Here is a 16,335-nt window from a genome sequence, read left to right on the forward strand (position 1 = left end):
CCATGATATCGTTTTACTTCATGTAAGCTACTCTTGTTAGAGCTTGGTTCAAAATTCTCATTGAGCCACGCTTGCGGGGGTGTTTTTGCCTTTTTTCTCCAGCAGTCTGTAGATAAAGGCTACGGCAATACCGATAATATTTAAGACCATCCCAATATAAAAGGCCTGCGTATAGATTCCATTACTGGCCTTTGCGACATTTGCGGCAATCATTGGCCCCAAATAAGCGGCAATGCCGAAGGCAACAAAGGTTACGCCATAGTTTACGCCGATGTTTTTCGTCCCATATTTTTCAGCTACAAGCGAGGGGAAAACGGCCTGAGCCCCGCCAAAACAGGCGCCGACTCCCGCACCGGCAACGCCGAACATAAAACTTGAAGTTGTGTTAGTCAGGAGGAAAAGCATACTGGCTGAGATCGCAAACATAATCGCCACCGTATTGGGTCGTCCAATTTTATCTGATATAAAGCCAAAACAAACTCGTCCAGCCATGTTAAACAAGGCAATTAAACTGACGTAAAAGGCTGCGGTTTGAGGATCTAACTTAAACATTGTCTGACCGATTGGTGAAGCATGAGCTAGAATCATAAGACCGGCCATTGCGGCTATGGCAAACATACAGGCCATAACATACCATAGAGGATCTTGCAGCATTTGTTGCCAATTCTTATCGTTGCCCCCCGGTTTACCTGCCGAAACCGGTGGTATCCAGCCCTCAGGCTTATAGCCGGCTGGAGCACCTTTGATAATTAGGGAGCACAGCATAATAATTACCAGGAAGGCGGCACCAAGAATTTTAAAAGTGTTAAGTACTCCGTAACCGATAATTAGTGAACTGGCAAGCGGAGCGACAATCATGGCTCCGGAACCATACCCGGCTGCAGCCAAACCAACAGCAAGTCCCCTTTTATCCGGGAAGAACTTGTTCGTGTTGGCGACATTGCCGGAATAAACGATGCCGGCGCCAACTGCGGCGACAACTGAAAATGTAAAATACAGGGCTTCCGGACTTGAAATAAATCCTGTCATAAATAAGCCTATACCCCACAGGACACCACCAAGAACGATATTAAATTTTGCTCCTTTGCGGTCTTGCAGCATGCCGCCGCAAATCATGACAATTGGGCCTGTGGCAAAGGTGATTGTAAAGGCTAAAGCAAGCGTTGTCCCGCTCCATCCAAATAGTTTCGCCAAGGGCAGGGCAAACACACTCCAGGCGTATTGGGCGCCGATGCAAATGTTAACGATTATAGTTGCAACGAGAATTAACCAGCGGTTATAGTTTGTTTTCATACCTTTCCTCCCATTATTCGTTTTGGTAATCGGACAGGCCGGGTTTAAGACTACCCGTTCTTGTCTACGCTGCTTTACTTGGTACTACTAACACCTCCTTGTGATCGAGAAAAACATTATGGCATTGGAGTGCTGAATATTTTCCTCAGGGATTTTTAGCAGCGGCAATATGGCTGGCCGCCTGCCATGTTGCCTAATATTAAATTTATGCAATATGCGTGCCATTAGGAAACACCCGTTATTTCTTATGCCTAATCAGTAGTGGGACACAATTCTTAAATTGTGAACTTAGATGTCCCAATTTGAATTGGTTAACTTACTGCCAATAAAACGTCATTACAATAGGGAATAGAGCCGTTTTGACAAAAAAATAATACCGCAATACGGTATTATTTTTTTAAAGCGTTGCGATAATTTCAGAACAGACACCAGGTATCATTGGTCAGAAGCGATTGTGCACTGGGTAGTAATGGCGGCTAAAATCAGGCTGGTGTCCGAACTGAACCCCGTGAGGAGCTGTTGTTCTATATCTGAAATTTTGCTACTGCCATCTGTAAGTCTTCTGCTAGCTTCGCTAAAGCTTGACTGGAACTTGCGATTTCCTCCATGGAAGCTAATTGTTCTTCTGCCGCAGCCGCTACTCCCTGCGCCTCACCTGCCGACTTTTTGCCCAAATCATCCATCTTTTTAACCGAATTTACAATAGTCTGGCTGCCTAAGGCCATTTGCTGCATGGCTGCTGAAATATCTTGCACTTGGTCTGATACCCCTGTGACCAAACCGGCAATTTCCCTAAAGGCAGAGCCGGCTGTGTTGACAACTTCAGCCCCTATTTTGACTTCCCGTGTGCCGCTGTCCATCGCCCCAACCGCCCTATCGGTATCTGCTTGGATTTCCCCAATAAGCTCAGCAATTTTTTTAGCCGCCGCCTGGGATTGTTCAGCCAATTTTCGAACTTCCTCGGCCACTACCGCAAACCCACGGCCTTGTTCGCCTGCCCTGGCCGCTTCAATAGCCGCGTTCAGAGCCAGAAGATTGGTCTGTCCTGCTATACCGGAGATAGTATCAACAATTTGACCAATTTCTTGGGACCGTTCACCCAGCTTTGTTACAACCTGAGAAGAAGCGTTAACTGTATCTTCAATTTGACTCATCTGCTGTACTGCTTGCTCTACAGCTTTATCACCGTCTTTTGCCCTTTGGACCGCCTGGGCCGAGTGAGCGGCTGCCTGGTTGGCATTAGCGGCAATTTGCTGAATACCGGTCGCTATCTGTTCCACAACAGCGCTGGTGTCATCGGCGGCAGCTGATTGCTCGCCGGCTCCCGCAGCAATATTAGTAATTGCTGCGGTAATCTGACCGGCCGCCTGAGCTGATTGCTCTGAACCAGCTGTGAGCTCCTGGGAAGAAGCCGCTACCTGCTCTGTAGCGCTACGAATTTTTTGAATAAGATTACGCAGGTTTCCGGCCATTTGTTGGAAACTGCGGCTTAGCCGGCCGATCTCATCGTTAGCGTTACTATCCAGTGTTATATCTGAAATATCACCTAAAGCAATTCTGTGAGCGGCAGTTTCCAGTTCACGCAGGGGCCTTGTCATACTGCGCGCGCGCCAGGCAATAATTAAACCCGTCAAAACCAGAACTACTATAATTGTCACCAGCGAAATTACCATTAACGACGCAACTGCTTTTGTCACTTCAGCAGTAGGAACTTTCACCGCCAGCGACCAGCCTGTCCTCGGTACAGGCGCGTACGCCACGGTGGTGGCAATACCTCTGTCATTGTATTCGGCCAGCCCTTTTTCCCCTTTGACCATACGTTCAAAAGCAGCCTTTATTGCAGAACTTGCCTCTTTACTTTCAAAAACATTAGCCTTTTGAGCCATTTCCTGGTTCGGATGAAGAATGATTAAGCCATTTTCCTGCACCATAAAACCGTAGCCGGTCTCTCCCGCCTTAATCTCAAGCACCTTTTGGTTAATATCCGCTATACTGATCGCGCCAAACAGTACACCGTTAGTTTTCCCCTCCCCCCTGACCGGCACTGCTAGTACGATCTCCAAATCGCCAGCGGGAGATATAATCGGATCAGATACGCTGGGTTCACCTCTCATCGCCTTTTGAAACCAGCCCTTTGCCCCAAAATCAAGCTTAAATCCTTTCGCATCAATTGCTTGGCCATTTCCTGCTACATACCCTATAGTAGCAAACTTAACCATATTTTTTTTGACTTGTACAAAAAAAGGGGCCATCTCTTCCAGATTGCCACTTTGAACTACCGGCGCCTTTGCTATCCCGTCCAGATGATAAATCCCTTTCTCCAGCCAATCACCAATACTAAGTGCGGAATATTCCGCTAGAGTTTCCATGTTTTCTGTAATTTCTCCGGTAATAATTGTACGCGCTCGCCAGTAGTTGCAGCCACTCAAAACACTCATTGCTGCCAGAAAAATAACGAGAATAGTAACCGTTAGTTTCGTTTGAATACTTTTCATCTTAACCTCCTGTTAATTATGGAAAAGCCTTGTTTTATGCCTCATCCCCGGACTGTCAGACGCTTTAGTTGTACTATCCATGCGAACAAGTTATACTTCCAACTGGATAAAAAGAACCTTTTCTAAAGCGCTGTCTTAGTCAAATCCTCCCTTCCACCGCGCCGATATTCGGCTTTTCGCATAATTCAAGTTGCAATTATTGTGCCATGATCCCAACCCCCATAATAGGTTTACTTTATTCTTCGCCGGGACATAATTCTTCAATTATGGCATAGCTTGTCTCAATTTGATTAGGCAGCGCAGCCCATCAACCCCGTATCGGACTTTCACCGGCAAGCACTTGCTACCATAGTGGGCGCACTGGAAAAAACCTCAGAGGTTCGTCCTCTGAGGTTTTTTCTAGTAATGATTATACTAAGCGGCCTGTAATTTGAACCACAGACTGTAATTATAATTCATCATTGGGCTGCAATCCGTATTGCTTTATTTTCCTATAAAGAGTGGACTTACTAAGACCTAATATTTTCGCTGCATAGCGAACATGGTTATTGGAATTATCGAGAGCTTTTTTAATGACCTCTTTTTCCATTTCTTTGACGGAAAGATTAACTGTCAGCGCCTCATTACCGGTTATTGATTCTATTTCCTCTACCGTTGTTTCGATTACCTCTTTTGCCGGCAGGACAGGAGTGGGAGAAGCGTTTACTATTTCATCCGGAAGATGTTCAGGATAGATAATACCGTCAGTGTTCATGCACACCGCATAGGAGATTGCGTTACTTAACTGGCGAATGTTCCCGGGCCAGTTATACTGCAATAATATATATTTCGCCGCGTTGCTTAAAATAGGTTTATCGATAGACTCCGCATTAGAGTAAGTAGTAATAAAGTGATCCATCAGTTGAACAACGTCTGAGCCTCGTTCCCTTAATGGTGGTATATTGAGCTTAAATACGGATATACGGTAGTATAAATCCTCCCGGAATAATTCTTTCTTAACTAGTTCTAACAGATTTTTATTCGAAGCGGCAACCAAGCGGAAATCAACAGGAATGTAGCGGGTACCGCCCAAGCGCATAATCATTTTATCTTCCAATACCCTAAGCAGGACGGCCTGAAGCGCTACAGGCATATCGCCAATTTCATCAAGAAAGAGCGTACCGCCGCTGGCTTGTTCAATTTTCCCGGGTTTGCCGATGCGTTCGGCGCCGGTAAATGCCCCTGGCTCATAACCAAATAATTCGCTTTCGATTAGATTTTTGGGAATTGCCGCACAGTTTACGGCTATAAAGGGGCCATCCGGCCTGCTCTCATTATGGATTGCCTGGGCAAAGACCTCTTTGCCTGTTCCGCTTTCCCCTTGTATAAGTACATTAAAATTGTAGCGGGCAAATCTTTTTGCCAAACTTTTTAATTTTAAGGATTGGGGAGAAGTGCCTACTATGTTTTCAAACGTAAATCTCGTTGTAAAACCATTGCCTGAATACCCTTTAAGTGTTTGGTTAACTGGTTTAAGCGTTATTAAGTAACCTATATTATTATTATTATAATTCTTTATTGGCTGGATCAGGCCCGAAAATAATTTTTGCTTTGTTTTTTTAATACTAATATTAGTATTTATACTGGGTTTTTCGGTCTCGAAAATAGACTGGACAAAAGGCTTGTTTTCAATAATGTCGCTAATCTGTGAACCTACAAGTTCTTGGGGAAGATGCTTGAATATTGCATCGGCAGCTTCGTTAGCTTTTGTAATCACCCCGCACTCGTTAAGCATAATCATAGCATCTTCTGTGCCTGTAAGCGCAATATGAAACAATTCCTTATTTACTGAAAGCTGAAACTCCTTCTGTATTGTTTCCGCCATAATAACAGCAAGGCCCAGTGAATATGGATTTTGACGGTCAAAGCGCGGGCTGCATATAGTCAGCGTTCCTTCCAGATTGCTGTTCGCGTCAAAAATAGGCGCAGATGAGGCAGAAATATTATTAAATATTCGGCAGAAATGTTCGGGTCCGCAAAGCTGAATGGGAGTCCTAAAATGTATACACAGATCATGCGCACAGGTTCCGATAGTTTCCGCTGTCCAAATTGTACCCGGACTAATGCGGAACTTATTTTTCCCCAAAGCGTGAACAACACGAAGAATAAGGCCATTTTCATCGCTTAGGAAAATATAGGACTCAATAAGGGACAGCATATTTTCCAATTGGGAGATATAGGGGCTTGCGGCTTGAATCAAAAAGTTTTTTTCTTTAATTCGGTTTTCGAAAGAAACTGCATCCATAAGGGGCGGATTACTATAAACTAAAGGGTCAAGACCATTTTCACTTGATCTTATCCATGACTCTACTATTTCCGGCCGAACCAGGCTAACTTGAGCTGGCGTAATTTTTTTTTGGAGCAAATCCATTTTCTGCTGCTTAATATTCTCTATAAGAATATTATTCTCGGCATTAATGCGTTGAGCATTGATATTATTTAAATTTTGTATAATGGGGCTGATTAAATATTCCAGAGGTTGCATAATGACGCTCCCTTTCTTACCTGTACTTTTCTCCTGGTTTCCTTATCCCCCTATCCATTGGCAAAATTGTCGTATTTATTTCAGTTTTCTTTCTATTTTATCGCTGGAGTGGCTGCAAATAAAAAATCAGCTTTGCCAAATTCAGCTTCCTTTCAACAGGGAGTACTTGAAAAATAACCTGGCAGTTCCTCCGGTCCGCAACTGCCAGGTTAAGCCGTCCGCCCTTTGTGTTGCTTCCAACCGGTATTCTTGGTAATAAACCGTATGTCTCTAAACGACACAACACAACTCCAAGCAGGCCGGCTTGTGCATGTATGGCTTGCAGAATCGAGATGCAAAAAAGCAAAGGAAGTCCCCCGGAAGGACTTCCTTTGCTCAAAGGCAGGCATGAAAATTACTTCTCACACCCTTACGGTCATCACTTCCCCCTGAACTGGAAATGATGACTCGGAACTCGCTCTTCATCTATAATGTTCTATTTTTCATTATGGGATAAAATACTGCTTTGTTTGATAATTCTATTCTACGGGCCAAGTCAGGCTATTGTCAAGATATTATTAATCAATTTGGGACACGGGTATGTCACAATTAAGAAATTATGTCCCAGCCTAGCTAAATAAGGCGCATATTTTTGGGGTTTGACCTATGGCACAATACTTGCATCAAATTATATAGTAAGCCGCACGGTTCGCATTGCTATTTGGCTTAGGTGTATTCCCGGTTATTATCAATAAAAATTAACTAGATAAGGGGTGGTTCATGTCAGTGAAGCGTGGTTTTGTTTTGAGGAAAAAATAAAATAGAGAGGACATGATGAAAATGAATCGTTGGGAAAAGCTTGAGCACAAGCCAGCGCCATTGTTCGCCCCTGCTTTTGGACCACTTGCGGGAATAAGGGTATTGCTCAATGGAACGGTTGTGGCGGCTCCCTTCTGTGCTACGATGATGAGTGACTTTGGCGCCGAGGTAATTGCGCTTGAACGGCCCAAAGTAGGCGGCGATCCTGCCCGCCATCAGCGACCGCAGATTGCGGAAGGAAACAAGCATATCGGTGGCGGCTGGGTGCAAAACTCCAGAAACAAACTAAGTTTCGCACTGGAGACCAACCTGAATATACCGGAATCCAGAGAAATCTTTTTGTCCCTGATTAAGAATTCTGATGTTTGGATTGAAAATATGGTTTGGATTGACAAGCTGGGTATCTCCGACGAAATGCTAATGGAGGTCAACCCCAAATTAGTTATCTGCCACATTAGCGGTTACGGGACTTCTGGCTTTGGCGGTGATCAAAGACAAATAAACCGACCCGGCTATGACCCCTTGGGGCAATCTGAATCCGGGTGGGCTTTGCTGCAGGGTTATCCTGACCGTGAGCCCTACTATGCGCAGCAGTATATAGGCGACTACCTGACAGGTTTAATCGCAGTCAATGGCATCCTGATGGCTTATATGAATGCGCAAAAAACCGGCAAGGGCCAAAGCATCGATGCTAGCTTGACTGAAAGCTGGATGAGGCTGATGGATGACAACTTTGTACTCTGGACCACTAGCCAAACCCTCAAACACAGACAGGGGATTATGCAAACCGCTTTCCAGCCGGCCGGTGTTTTTGAATGTGGAGACGGAGGCTATATTAATCTTGGTTCCTATGGCAAAACAGCTTACAATAACGTATTAAAAGGCTTTGGCATCGACTCGGAGAAATACTCCTACGAAGAATGCAGCAGCTCACCTGAAGCAGTTGCCAGTCCGTTGGGCCGTGAATTGGATGGTATTTTCAAAAAATTCTTCAAGGAACATACGGCCCAGGAAGCAATAAACATCTGCATTGACAACAAGATCTCAGCAGCACATATTAAAACCGCTGAGGAAGTTTACAATGAACCCCACTGGCACCTGAGAGGTGACTGGGTAAAATACACCGATCAGACGCTAAACAAGGACGTTGAAGCCTTTGGTATTATACCCAAGCTCTCAGAAACCCCGGGGCAGGTATGGCGTGGCGCCCCGGCCCTGGGCCAGGATACTAGCAGGGTACTTACCGAACTTCTTGGCTACAACGAAAACGAAATTGAAGCCTTAAAAGGCAAGGGGGTAATTGATTAAAGCATTGTTTTTAAAAAACAGCTAATAGCAGCGTACAGCAATGAAGGGTTGGCAGCGGCATAGTCGCTCCAACCCCGTTTCTTTATTCTATATTATACTGCAGTAGACAAACATGGCTAAAAATTCGCAAGCATAATTAATTTGGGACACATGGTTTCACAAATAAAAATGTTTGTCCCAAAGCCCAGTTTGACTGGCGAAAACCGGGGTTTTATCGTTTGGCACAATACTTGCAACATTAAAAAGAATGTAGAATGCATACTGCTCTTTTGTCGACTGTGTAAGCCTGTGAAATCAAGAGATTTCCACAGAAAATCATGTAACTTATAGAGAGGAGTGAAATAGCATGTGTTTTAGACCGCCTGAAATAAAAAAGCCGATAATATGTCCGGCCTGTGGGGCGAGGAACCCAGGGATCAATACAAAATGCAAGAAATGCGACAAGCCACTACCTGTTGAGTCTAAATAAAGGAATACTTGGCATCAGCCGGGGAACCCCCCGCTGAGGTTAGTGGGAGAGTGAGTATTTAAAGGAGGTGACCCAAAGCGCGCAGGATAGTCACACAGGAATTATTTAAAACCTAAATTTTCAAAGGAGGAAGCTATATGTCCGGAAAAGAATGGCAGTGGCAGGAAGGCGAATATACGGTAACCCGTTCTACTCATTGGTCAGGACCGGGTTGTCATGATGGATGCGGCCTTCTGTATTACACAAAAGATAACAAATTAGTAAAGGTCGAGGGCGACCTTGATAATCCCTATAACATGGGCAGACTATGTATGCGTTGCCTGAATCAGGTTGAAGCCTATAATAGTCCCCAACGTCTGAAATGGCCTTTAAAGCGGGCAGGTGAGCGCGGCGAAAACAAATGGGAACGCATTTCCTGGGACGAAGCTTACGATATTATCGTTGAAAAAGTCAAAGGTATTCAAGCAGAATTTGGTGGAAAATCAATCATCGGCATGGAAGGTACTGGCAGAAATATTATCTGGCAGGTACCTTATCTGACCTATGCTGCATTTGGCAGTCCAAACTATGTGCTGGGATTCCTAAGCGGCGATTCCTGCTATCTGCCCCGAGCTGCGCAGCAGGCTGTTATGAATAGTGACTTCTTCGTTTGTGATACTGCACAATTTTTTGAAGAGCGCTATAATAACCCCGAGTTTAAGTGCCCGGAAGTGATCGTTATCTGGGGTAATAATCCTATCATCAGTAATGGCGATGGATTCTTTGGCCACTGGATTGTTGATGAAATGAGAATGGGAGCTAAACTCATCGTTGTCGACCCTCGTTTGACGTGGTTGGCAGCCAGAGCCGACTACTGGCTGCAGTTAAGACCGGGAACTGACTGTGCGCTGGCGATGGGTATGCTGAATGTCATTATCAACGAAGATCTTTATGATCATGACTTTGTTGAAAACTGGTGTTCAGGATTTGAAGAATTACAAGAACGGGTTCAGGAATATCCGACTGACAAGGTTGCTGAAATTACCTGGGTTCCTAAGGAAATTATCGAAGCTGCCGCCCGGCGTTACGCTACTGCCAAACCGGCAGCTATCCAATGGGGTCTGGCTATTGACCAGCAAGTTACCGGTATTGCGACCGCCCAGGCCGTTAACAGCTTATGGGCGATAACCGGAAATACAGATGTTCCGGGTGGTAACGTCATTGCCAAGAGCGGGTTCAATGTTGATGATGGATATAGCTGCGGTTACGGCTGGCTGCCTAAAGATGTCCAGGAAGCGCGCTTTGGGAATGAGAAAAATCCTCTTAAAAAATATGGTTTGGCTTCAACCGCCCATGGGGATACAGTCCTCGAAGCCATTGAAAATGGCGGCCAGCCCTACCCGGTTAAGATGTTGTGGCTGCAAACCACCAATACCTTTGCCAACATGGCATCTGAGGCACCAAGAGTATATGAAGCAATGAAAAAAGTCGAATTCAATGTAGTCGTTGATCTCTTTATGACCCCGACTGCAGTTGCTTGTGCAGATATCGTCTTACCTGCAGGCATGAGTGCAGAACGCGATAGTTTCAGAGCATGGTTTGCACCGCTGCGTGCTATCACCAAGTTAACGCAGTATGAGGAATGCAAATCCGACGAGCAGATTATTCTTGACCTTGGTAAACGTCTGCACCCCGCAGCGTTCCCGTGGGAAACTGTGGCAGACTGGATAAACTGGAAAATGGGCAATGACAAAGACAAATATCCGGATGCCTTCAAGTATGAATGGTCCGAAGAAGGTAAAAAGTTCCGGGAAAGAGGTAATACGAAAGGTCTTACTTATTCGGAACTTAAGGAAAAGGTTTATATTTACCCCGAATGGCAGTACAAGAAATATGAAAAAGGCCTTCTGCGCCGTGATCGGCAGCCTGGTTTTAATACTGCGGACGGCAAGGTCCAATTGTATATTGACCTGTTTGACGCATTTGACGTTGATCCGCTGCCGGCTCATGTTGAACCCCCGGAAAGTCCCTACTCAGATCCTGAACTATATAAAGAGTATCCGTTAATTCTAACTTCAGGTGCACGTTCATGGGAATTCTTCCACTCTGAACATCGGCAGCAGCCGACTATGAGAATGTTCCATCCTCAGCCCTTGGTAGAAATTCACCCTGATACTGCTAAAAACTTGGGTATTCAAGAAGGAGACTGGGTGTGGATCGAAAGCAAGCGTGGCAGGTGCAAACAAATCGCCACATTAAAGGCTGCTATTGACCCCAGAGTAGTAAGTGCTGAGCATGGTTGGTGGTTCCCGGAAAAAGAAGGCGCCGAACCGAGCCTCTTTGGAACATTTGATTCCAATATTAATAACCTCACCTCCCAGTGCCAGAACGGGCCTACCGGTTATGGAGCACCCAACAAAAACTTGCTTTGCCGGATTTATAAAGCGACGGAAGAAAATAGCAAAATAATGCCCAGTGAGCAAGTCACCAGAAGAGGAGGATGGGAATATGTCAGAGCTCAACTGCCAGAATAAAGAGACTAAAGGAAAAGCCGCCGCCTTTCCCGAAGCCAGAGAAGGCTTGGAACGCCTGCTAAAATCAGAGGATACCTCTGGTTACGGCCTGTTAATTGACTACGAATATTGCACAGGCTGCCACGCTTGCGAAGTTGCATGCATTAAAGAGTTAAATCTTGGTCTTAATCAGTATGGCATCAGGCTGCTGGAAGATGGACCCCGGAAGCTGGCGGATGACAAATGGGATTTGAATTATATTCCGTTCCCAACATCGCTATGCGATCTGTGTAAGGACCGAACCGCTGAGGGCAAGATACCCAGTTGCGTGCAGCATTGCCAGGCGCTGGTAATGAGTTACGGCCCTGTTACGAAACTAACTGAGAAAATGGCCAGAAAGCCCAAAATGGTATTGTTTACACCTAAATAAGGTCTGGCTGGGGTATATGCTAGTGGTTTACCCGGAGACAAAGAGGATTTTCCCCTTTGTCTTCTTCAGGTAATCATTGTAATTTGTAATTAAGGAGGAATGGAAATGCAAATTACTGAAGAAGACATCATGAATGCCAAAAAGGCTTTCGAAACTAAGGAAGAACTTGCTGATGAGGCAACCGCAATCCTTTATGCCAAGGCCTTAACACGAAACAGCAAAAAATTTCCTGAATTACCGCAAAAAGTTAAGTATGTTGCGTTAAAGCAAGAATCAGGTAAGTATATTGTCGACTGGAGATCAACAGAAACCTGTTCTGCGGAAGGCAGGCCTTAAGAAATCAGCTAACCATTTGCCTGATATCGAACAAAAGGCAAGCTACAACCTTAGTAAAATCACAATGTCATTAACTTAAGGAAACCAAAAAGAAGAATCATAGATAAGGTGAAATCTCAGCCTTCCTACGTTTCTTTCTTTTTGGTTTTTTAGAGTAGTAACTAGGCTGTATTTTAATCCGGGCACCAATCTAATTCGCAAGGAGGGATGTGCTGAATGGGCACGTGCTTAAGCTGTAGCGAATGTGGAAGATGTAAAAATATCAATAGTAAAATTATAAAATGTCCAAATTGTGGTCGCGCTAATCTTAAGGATGAGAAGATTTGTAAAAGATGTGCCGTAGCACTTGAACCTAATAAGGTTTTAAAATAATTCTGTGTAGAGCCACTAAACAGTACCATTTTAAAACTACTCTAATACCTCTATTTACACAAAACATGTTATAGCTATGGATCGCTGGATCTTATAAAATCCTTGCCGCTTGGTTGAGATCACGCAAAAGATCCTGGCAGTCTTCGAGTCCGGCGTGGAAGCGTAAAATATAACCATCGGGCAGGGGTGTAACTTCGCGCTTGGCATGCACCGGCAATACAAGCGACAAATGCCCGCCCCAGCTTTCAGCAACCCAGAACAGGTTCAGGGCATCGACAAAAGCCTCGACCTGCTTTGCCGGCAGATCTGGCCGGAAAACGACGCTAAAAAGACTATTGCCTTGGCCGAAATAACGCAGAAAACGTTCGTGATAAGGTGAGGTAGCCAAAGTCGGCGACAGGACGCCGGTGACAAACGGCTGTTGCAAAAACCATTCGATCAGCCGCGCTGCGGTGCCGGCGTGTTGATTGAGACGTTCTTCGGTCGAATCAATTCTGTGATAAAGTCGCGAACAAGTCGTTGGTGCAACCGCGCCATTACCGGTTGCGCGCAATTCAGCGGCGATGATCCGCAGATCTTGTGGGTGCTTGGCAATAACAATCCCCGATGGCGTATCACCATATCCACCTTCGTATTTTGTCGTCGCTTGCACAGCAATGTCGATGCCATGTTCAAGAGGTTGAAAACGGACGTGGCTTGCCCAGGTATTGTCCATAACAGTACGTAACTTGGCATTTTGCGCTATAGCTATCATGCCATCGATGTCGGGGATTTCGAAAGTACCGCTGCCCGGGGCCTCGATATAGACAAGCAAGTCTTCGCGTAATGGATACTCGCTACGCGCTTTTAATAAGAGCGGGCGAAATTCATCGGCCGAAGCCCCTGCTGGATAACGGATTTGCTTTATGCGCCGCCGGTTCAGAAACCGGAGCATGGGCCCGTATACATTATCAGGAATAAGAACCGCTTGCGGGGAAAACGCGTCTACAGTTGTTGCAATCGCGGCTAAGCCCGATGGACAGATGACGGCTCCATGACCTTTATGCAAGGCCGCAATTTTTCTACACACAGCGTCAGCTTCAGGGGTCAGCGGCACGCCATATTCCGCGCCGCCATAAGGTGCTCTGCCGCATTTGTCTGCTGTGCGATAGGTCTCAAGCTTGGGAAACAAAACGGAACTCTGCCCCCAGGAACCGGTTTGCGAAAAGCGGGCTGCATCGCCAAGGCCAGCTGGATTTGGATGTCCGCAAACCGCATAGGGATCGGCAACAGGATCATGTAGAAGTCGTGTTTTTGGCGAACAGAGCGCAAGAAACGCACGTCTTGCTTCGCATTTGATTGAAGCTTCTAGTATTTTGCCTTCCACAGGAATTCTCCTCCAAAGTTTATCGTATAAAGCCATAGTTCTTTAAGGTAATATCTAATATTCGCTATAATGAGAATAGAGATAAACACCAACGGCAAAAAATACACCGCCCAGGCCGGTCAGAATCAGAGCCGCTTCCCATGCCTCGCCGCTCCAGGCGTTTGCCCGCAGCAGGGTATTGATCGCGCCGATCGGGAACCAGCCGGCTAAAAAGCTCAGCCAGGCGGGCAGGTTTTGTATGGGAAAAAACGAGCCGCCAAAAAAGGTCATCGGGGTAATAAAGAAGCTGTTCACCAGTGAGATATCATCAACCTGTCTGACCAGCATGCCCACAACCAGTCCCAGCGAGCTGAAGCAGAAGCCGCCCAGCAAAACACCGGCGAACCAGGTGCTGCTCTTGATGCCGATACCAAAGGAAATAAAGCCGACAACCAGAATCAAGCTGCCAAAGATGGCGGCACGGCTCATGCCGGCCAGGACAACACCCCAGGCGGCGGCAACATGGGATACAGGGCTGAGAACCAGACTGTGAAAATGGCGAAAATACAAGCGTCCGGCGCTGATTGAGGAAGCAGTCTGCTGAAAGCCGTTAGTCATGACTGTCATGCCAATAATGCCGCTGGCGAGAAAGGGCAGATAGCCGCCCTCAACGCTCACTCTGCCGTCAAGCCCCAGGCCAAACGCAAAGAAATAGATAAACGGTGAAATAATGGAGGGAAAAACATAACCCATGCGGCCGATCTTTTTCCATAGCAGCAACATCTCCCTACAGTATACCGCGTACCAGCCCATCAGTCGATTTCCCCTTTCGCCAATTGAATAAACAATGCTTCCAGCGCTTCTTCATTACTGGCAGCGCCGCCATAGCGCCGCTGAATTTCCTCAGGCGTTGCCACCAGCGCCAGCCGTCCGGCCTTGAGGAGAGCGATATGCGCGCAAAGCCTGGCCGCTTCTTCCATATAGTGAGTCGTCAGCAGCATTGTCTTGCCCGCTGCCGCCAATTCCTGAATGATCTGCCAGATCTCCTGCCTGACATCGGGATCTAGTCCTACTGTCGGCTCGTCCAACAGCAGCAGCTGCGGTTTGGGCAGCAGCGCTCTGGCGATCAGGACGCGGCGCATCATGCCGCCCGACAGCCTTCCTACCCGCTTCTGCCGCATTCCCTGCAGCGAAAACGCGGCAATGGTCTCCTCCACCCGCTCGTGCAAAGATTCCAGACCGAACAAACGGCCATAGACAGTTAAGGCCTCGGTTACAGTCAGTTCCCGTTCCAGATTGGATTCCTGCGGCACAATGCCGACAAGCCGCCGCAGCTGCGGTGTCTGCAGCGCGGCATTAATGCCGAAGATAGTCACCGCACCGGCAGTCGGCCGCACCAGTCCGGCGACAATTTTCATCAGCGTGGTTTTACCCGCGCCGTTTGGGCCCAACAGGCCGAAAATCTGCCCGGCATCCACATTCAAGCAAATATTATCAAGCAGTGTGTGTTCACGATAGCGCTTGGTCACTCCTGCCAGGCTCAGGGCGCAGGCGGAATCAGTAGTAAAGGCTTTCATCGGTTTCTGTTGCAATGTCGTTCTCTCCAATATACTTTTATTATCATTGGCAGCCGTATCCGACTGACTGGTCCATGGCGTCCTGGATGTGCCGGACATAAGCATCCTGGATTGCCGGGTTTTCGCCCAGACCATTTAGCTTTACCTCCACGTCAAAACCGGCGGCAGCCAGAACGGATTTGGCCGAGCCTTTTTCGTCGCCGTCCATATCATTACGGACATGGTTGCCGGCTACCAGCATAAACGGCTGCAGCCTCACTTTCCTGATACCGGCGCTCCGCAATTGCCCAACTACCCGCTGCAGCGAGGGAAACCCTTCCACCGCATAAATAAACACGTTCTGCTTGCCGGCATCCTGCAATTTTAGCTGCAGGGCAGCGTAAGCCGCGTTGGCAGGATGACGACCGCCATGTCCCATAAAGACTACCGCCGTATCGGCGCCAGCCGTTACGTCCAGCGCTTTGATCACCGTCAGGTAGTCATCAGGCTGCTCTTCCTGCCCCAGATAATAAAGCAGCGGTCTTCCCAGCGCCAGACGGCGGAATTTTTTAGAATCAGTGTATTCATTGACGATGCCGCAAATCTTTTCATATTCCTCGCCGGCAACAATATGCAGCGGCTGAACGTAAACCTCGCTGAAGCCCTCTGCCAGCAGACGTTCAAGAGCCTGCCGCTCATTGTCGACAATGATGCCGTCACGTTCCGCCAGGCGGCGCGTGATCATACGGGAGGTAAAGGCGCGACGCACCTCATAGCCGGGGAAGGCGGCGCGCATTCTATTTTCAACGCTTTCAATGCAGGCTTTACGGGTATCGGCGTAAGTGGTGCCAAAACTAACGACTAAAATCGCTTTTTTAGCAAACGCTCCGAAGGTCTGCTTCATAGCTCAATCCTCC

Annotated in this window: 11 protein-coding genes and 1 riboswitch; of the genes, 4 read left to right on the forward strand and 7 right to left on the reverse strand. The window is 46.8% G+C overall.

What is annotated here, in order from left to right; translation table 11 throughout:
• Positions 1-57 precede the first annotated feature (57 nt).
• The 3 genes from SPTER_RS20385 to SPTER_RS20395 all read right to left on the reverse strand — a co-directional run bounded on the left by SPTER_RS20385 (position 58) and on the right by SPTER_RS20395 (position 6,312).
• Entirely contained in the window at positions 58-1,293 is a 1,236-nt protein-coding gene (locus SPTER_RS20385) for an L-lactate MFS transporter (RefSeq protein WP_144352077.1), read from the reverse strand.
• A gap of 524 nt (positions 1,294-1,817) precedes the next feature.
• Positions 1,818-3,788 (reverse strand): methyl-accepting chemotaxis protein, encoded by a 1,971-nt coding sequence (locus SPTER_RS20390; RefSeq protein ID WP_246105375.1) that lies wholly within the window; start codon positions 3,786-3,788, stop codon positions 1,818-1,820.
• Between the two features lie 448 nt (positions 3,789-4,236).
• Positions 4,237-6,312 carry a sigma-54-dependent Fis family transcriptional regulator gene (locus SPTER_RS20395; protein ID WP_144352078.1) on the reverse strand — a complete coding sequence of 692 codons (2,076 nt, stop codon included), beginning with the start codon at positions 6,310-6,312 and terminating at the stop codon, positions 4,237-4,239.
• A 350-nt stretch (positions 6,313-6,662) separates the two neighbouring features.
• Positions 6,663-6,777: riboswitch (molybdenum cofactor riboswitch) on the reverse strand.
• Between the two features lie 354 nt (positions 6,778-7,131).
• On the opposite strand from SPTER_RS20395, the gene SPTER_RS20400 reads away from it, so the two are divergent.
• The 4 genes from SPTER_RS20400 (at position 7,132) to SPTER_RS20415 (ending at position 12,145) form a co-directional block, all read left to right on the forward strand.
• Entirely contained in the window at positions 7,132-8,418 is a 1,287-nt protein-coding gene (locus tag SPTER_RS20400) for a CoA transferase (RefSeq protein ID WP_144352079.1), read from the forward strand.
• Between the two features lie 606 nt (positions 8,419-9,024).
• Positions 9,025-11,400 carry a molybdopterin-dependent oxidoreductase gene (locus SPTER_RS20405; protein WP_144352080.1) on the forward strand — a complete coding sequence of 792 codons (2,376 nt, stop codon included), beginning with the start codon at positions 9,025-9,027 and terminating at the stop codon, positions 11,398-11,400.
• Positions 11,375-11,809, forward strand: coding sequence for a 4Fe-4S dicluster domain-containing protein (locus tag SPTER_RS20410; RefSeq protein ID WP_144352081.1), 435 nt, complete (start codon positions 11,375-11,377; stop codon positions 11,807-11,809). Before SPTER_RS20405 ends, SPTER_RS20410 begins: the two co-directional genes overlap by 26 nt.
• Before the next feature lie 105 nt (positions 11,810-11,914).
• Positions 11,915-12,145, forward strand: a complete 231-nt coding sequence (locus tag SPTER_RS20415; protein WP_144352082.1) for a hypothetical protein — start codon at positions 11,915-11,917, stop codon at positions 12,143-12,145.
• Positions 12,146-12,608: 463 nt separating this feature from the next.
• Here SPTER_RS20415 and SPTER_RS20420 read toward each other — a convergent pair whose 3' ends face one another.
• The 4 genes from SPTER_RS20420 to SPTER_RS20435 are packed head-to-tail and all read right to left on the reverse strand — an operon-like array spanning position 12,609 to position 16,322.
• Entirely contained in the window at positions 12,609-13,883 is a 1,275-nt protein-coding gene (locus tag SPTER_RS20420) for a trans-sulfuration enzyme family protein (protein WP_144352083.1), read from the reverse strand.
• A 54-nt stretch (positions 13,884-13,937) separates the two neighbouring features.
• Positions 13,938-14,675: an ABC transporter permease gene (locus tag SPTER_RS20425; protein ID WP_144352084.1), complete on the reverse strand. Its 738-nt coding sequence runs from the start codon at positions 14,673-14,675 to the stop codon at positions 13,938-13,940.
• Positions 14,675-15,574, reverse strand: a complete 900-nt coding sequence (locus SPTER_RS20430) for an ABC transporter ATP-binding protein (RefSeq protein ID WP_246105376.1) — start codon at positions 15,572-15,574, stop codon at positions 14,675-14,677. The genes SPTER_RS20425 and SPTER_RS20430 overlap by 1 nt, the downstream gene beginning before the upstream one ends.
• Positions 15,483-16,322, reverse strand: a complete 840-nt coding sequence (locus SPTER_RS20435; protein ID WP_144352085.1) for a sirohydrochlorin cobaltochelatase — start codon at positions 16,320-16,322, stop codon at positions 15,483-15,485. Before SPTER_RS20435 ends, SPTER_RS20430 begins: the two co-directional genes overlap by 92 nt.
• Positions 16,323-16,335: the final 13 nt, after the last annotated feature.

The organism is Sporomusa termitida, assembly GCF_007641255.1.
In the GTDB taxonomy this organism is placed as follows: Bacteria; Bacillota; Negativicutes; order Sporomusales; family Sporomusaceae; genus Sporomusa; species Sporomusa termitida.

What these genes read in the sequence shown, in the direction of transcription:
- SPTER_RS20385 (WP_144352077.1), bottom strand. Translation starts at nt 1,293, where the DNA reads ATGAAAACAAACTATAACCGCTGGTTAATTCTCGTTGCAACTATAATC.
- SPTER_RS20390 (WP_246105375.1), bottom strand. Translation starts at nt 3,788, where the DNA reads ATGAAAAGTATTCAAACGAAACTAACGGTTACTATTCTCGTTATTTTT.
- SPTER_RS20395 (WP_144352078.1), bottom strand. Translation starts at nt 6,312, where the DNA reads ATGCAACCTCTGGAATATTTAATCAGCCCCATTATACAAAATTTAAAT.
- SPTER_RS20400 (WP_144352079.1), top strand. Translation starts at nt 7,132, where the DNA reads ATGAATCGTTGGGAAAAGCTTGAGCACAAGCCAGCGCCATTGTTCGCC.
- SPTER_RS20405 (WP_144352080.1), top strand. Translation starts at nt 9,025, where the DNA reads ATGTCCGGAAAAGAATGGCAGTGGCAGGAAGGCGAATATACGGTAACC.
- SPTER_RS20410 (WP_144352081.1), top strand. Translation starts at nt 11,375, where the DNA reads ATGTCAGAGCTCAACTGCCAGAATAAAGAGACTAAAGGAAAAGCCGCC.
- SPTER_RS20415 (WP_144352082.1), top strand. Translation starts at nt 11,915, where the DNA reads ATGCAAATTACTGAAGAAGACATCATGAATGCCAAAAAGGCTTTCGAA.
- SPTER_RS20425 (WP_144352084.1), bottom strand. Translation starts at nt 14,675, where the DNA reads ATGGGCTGGTACGCGGTATACTGTAGGGAGATGTTGCTGCTATGGAAA.
- SPTER_RS20430 (WP_246105376.1), bottom strand. Translation starts at nt 15,574, where the DNA reads ATGGTCTGGGCGAAAACCCGGCAATCCAGGATGCTTATGTCCGGCACA.
- SPTER_RS20435 (WP_144352085.1), bottom strand. Translation starts at nt 16,322, where the DNA reads ATGAAGCAGACCTTCGGAGCGTTTGCTAAAAAAGCGATTTTAGTCGTT.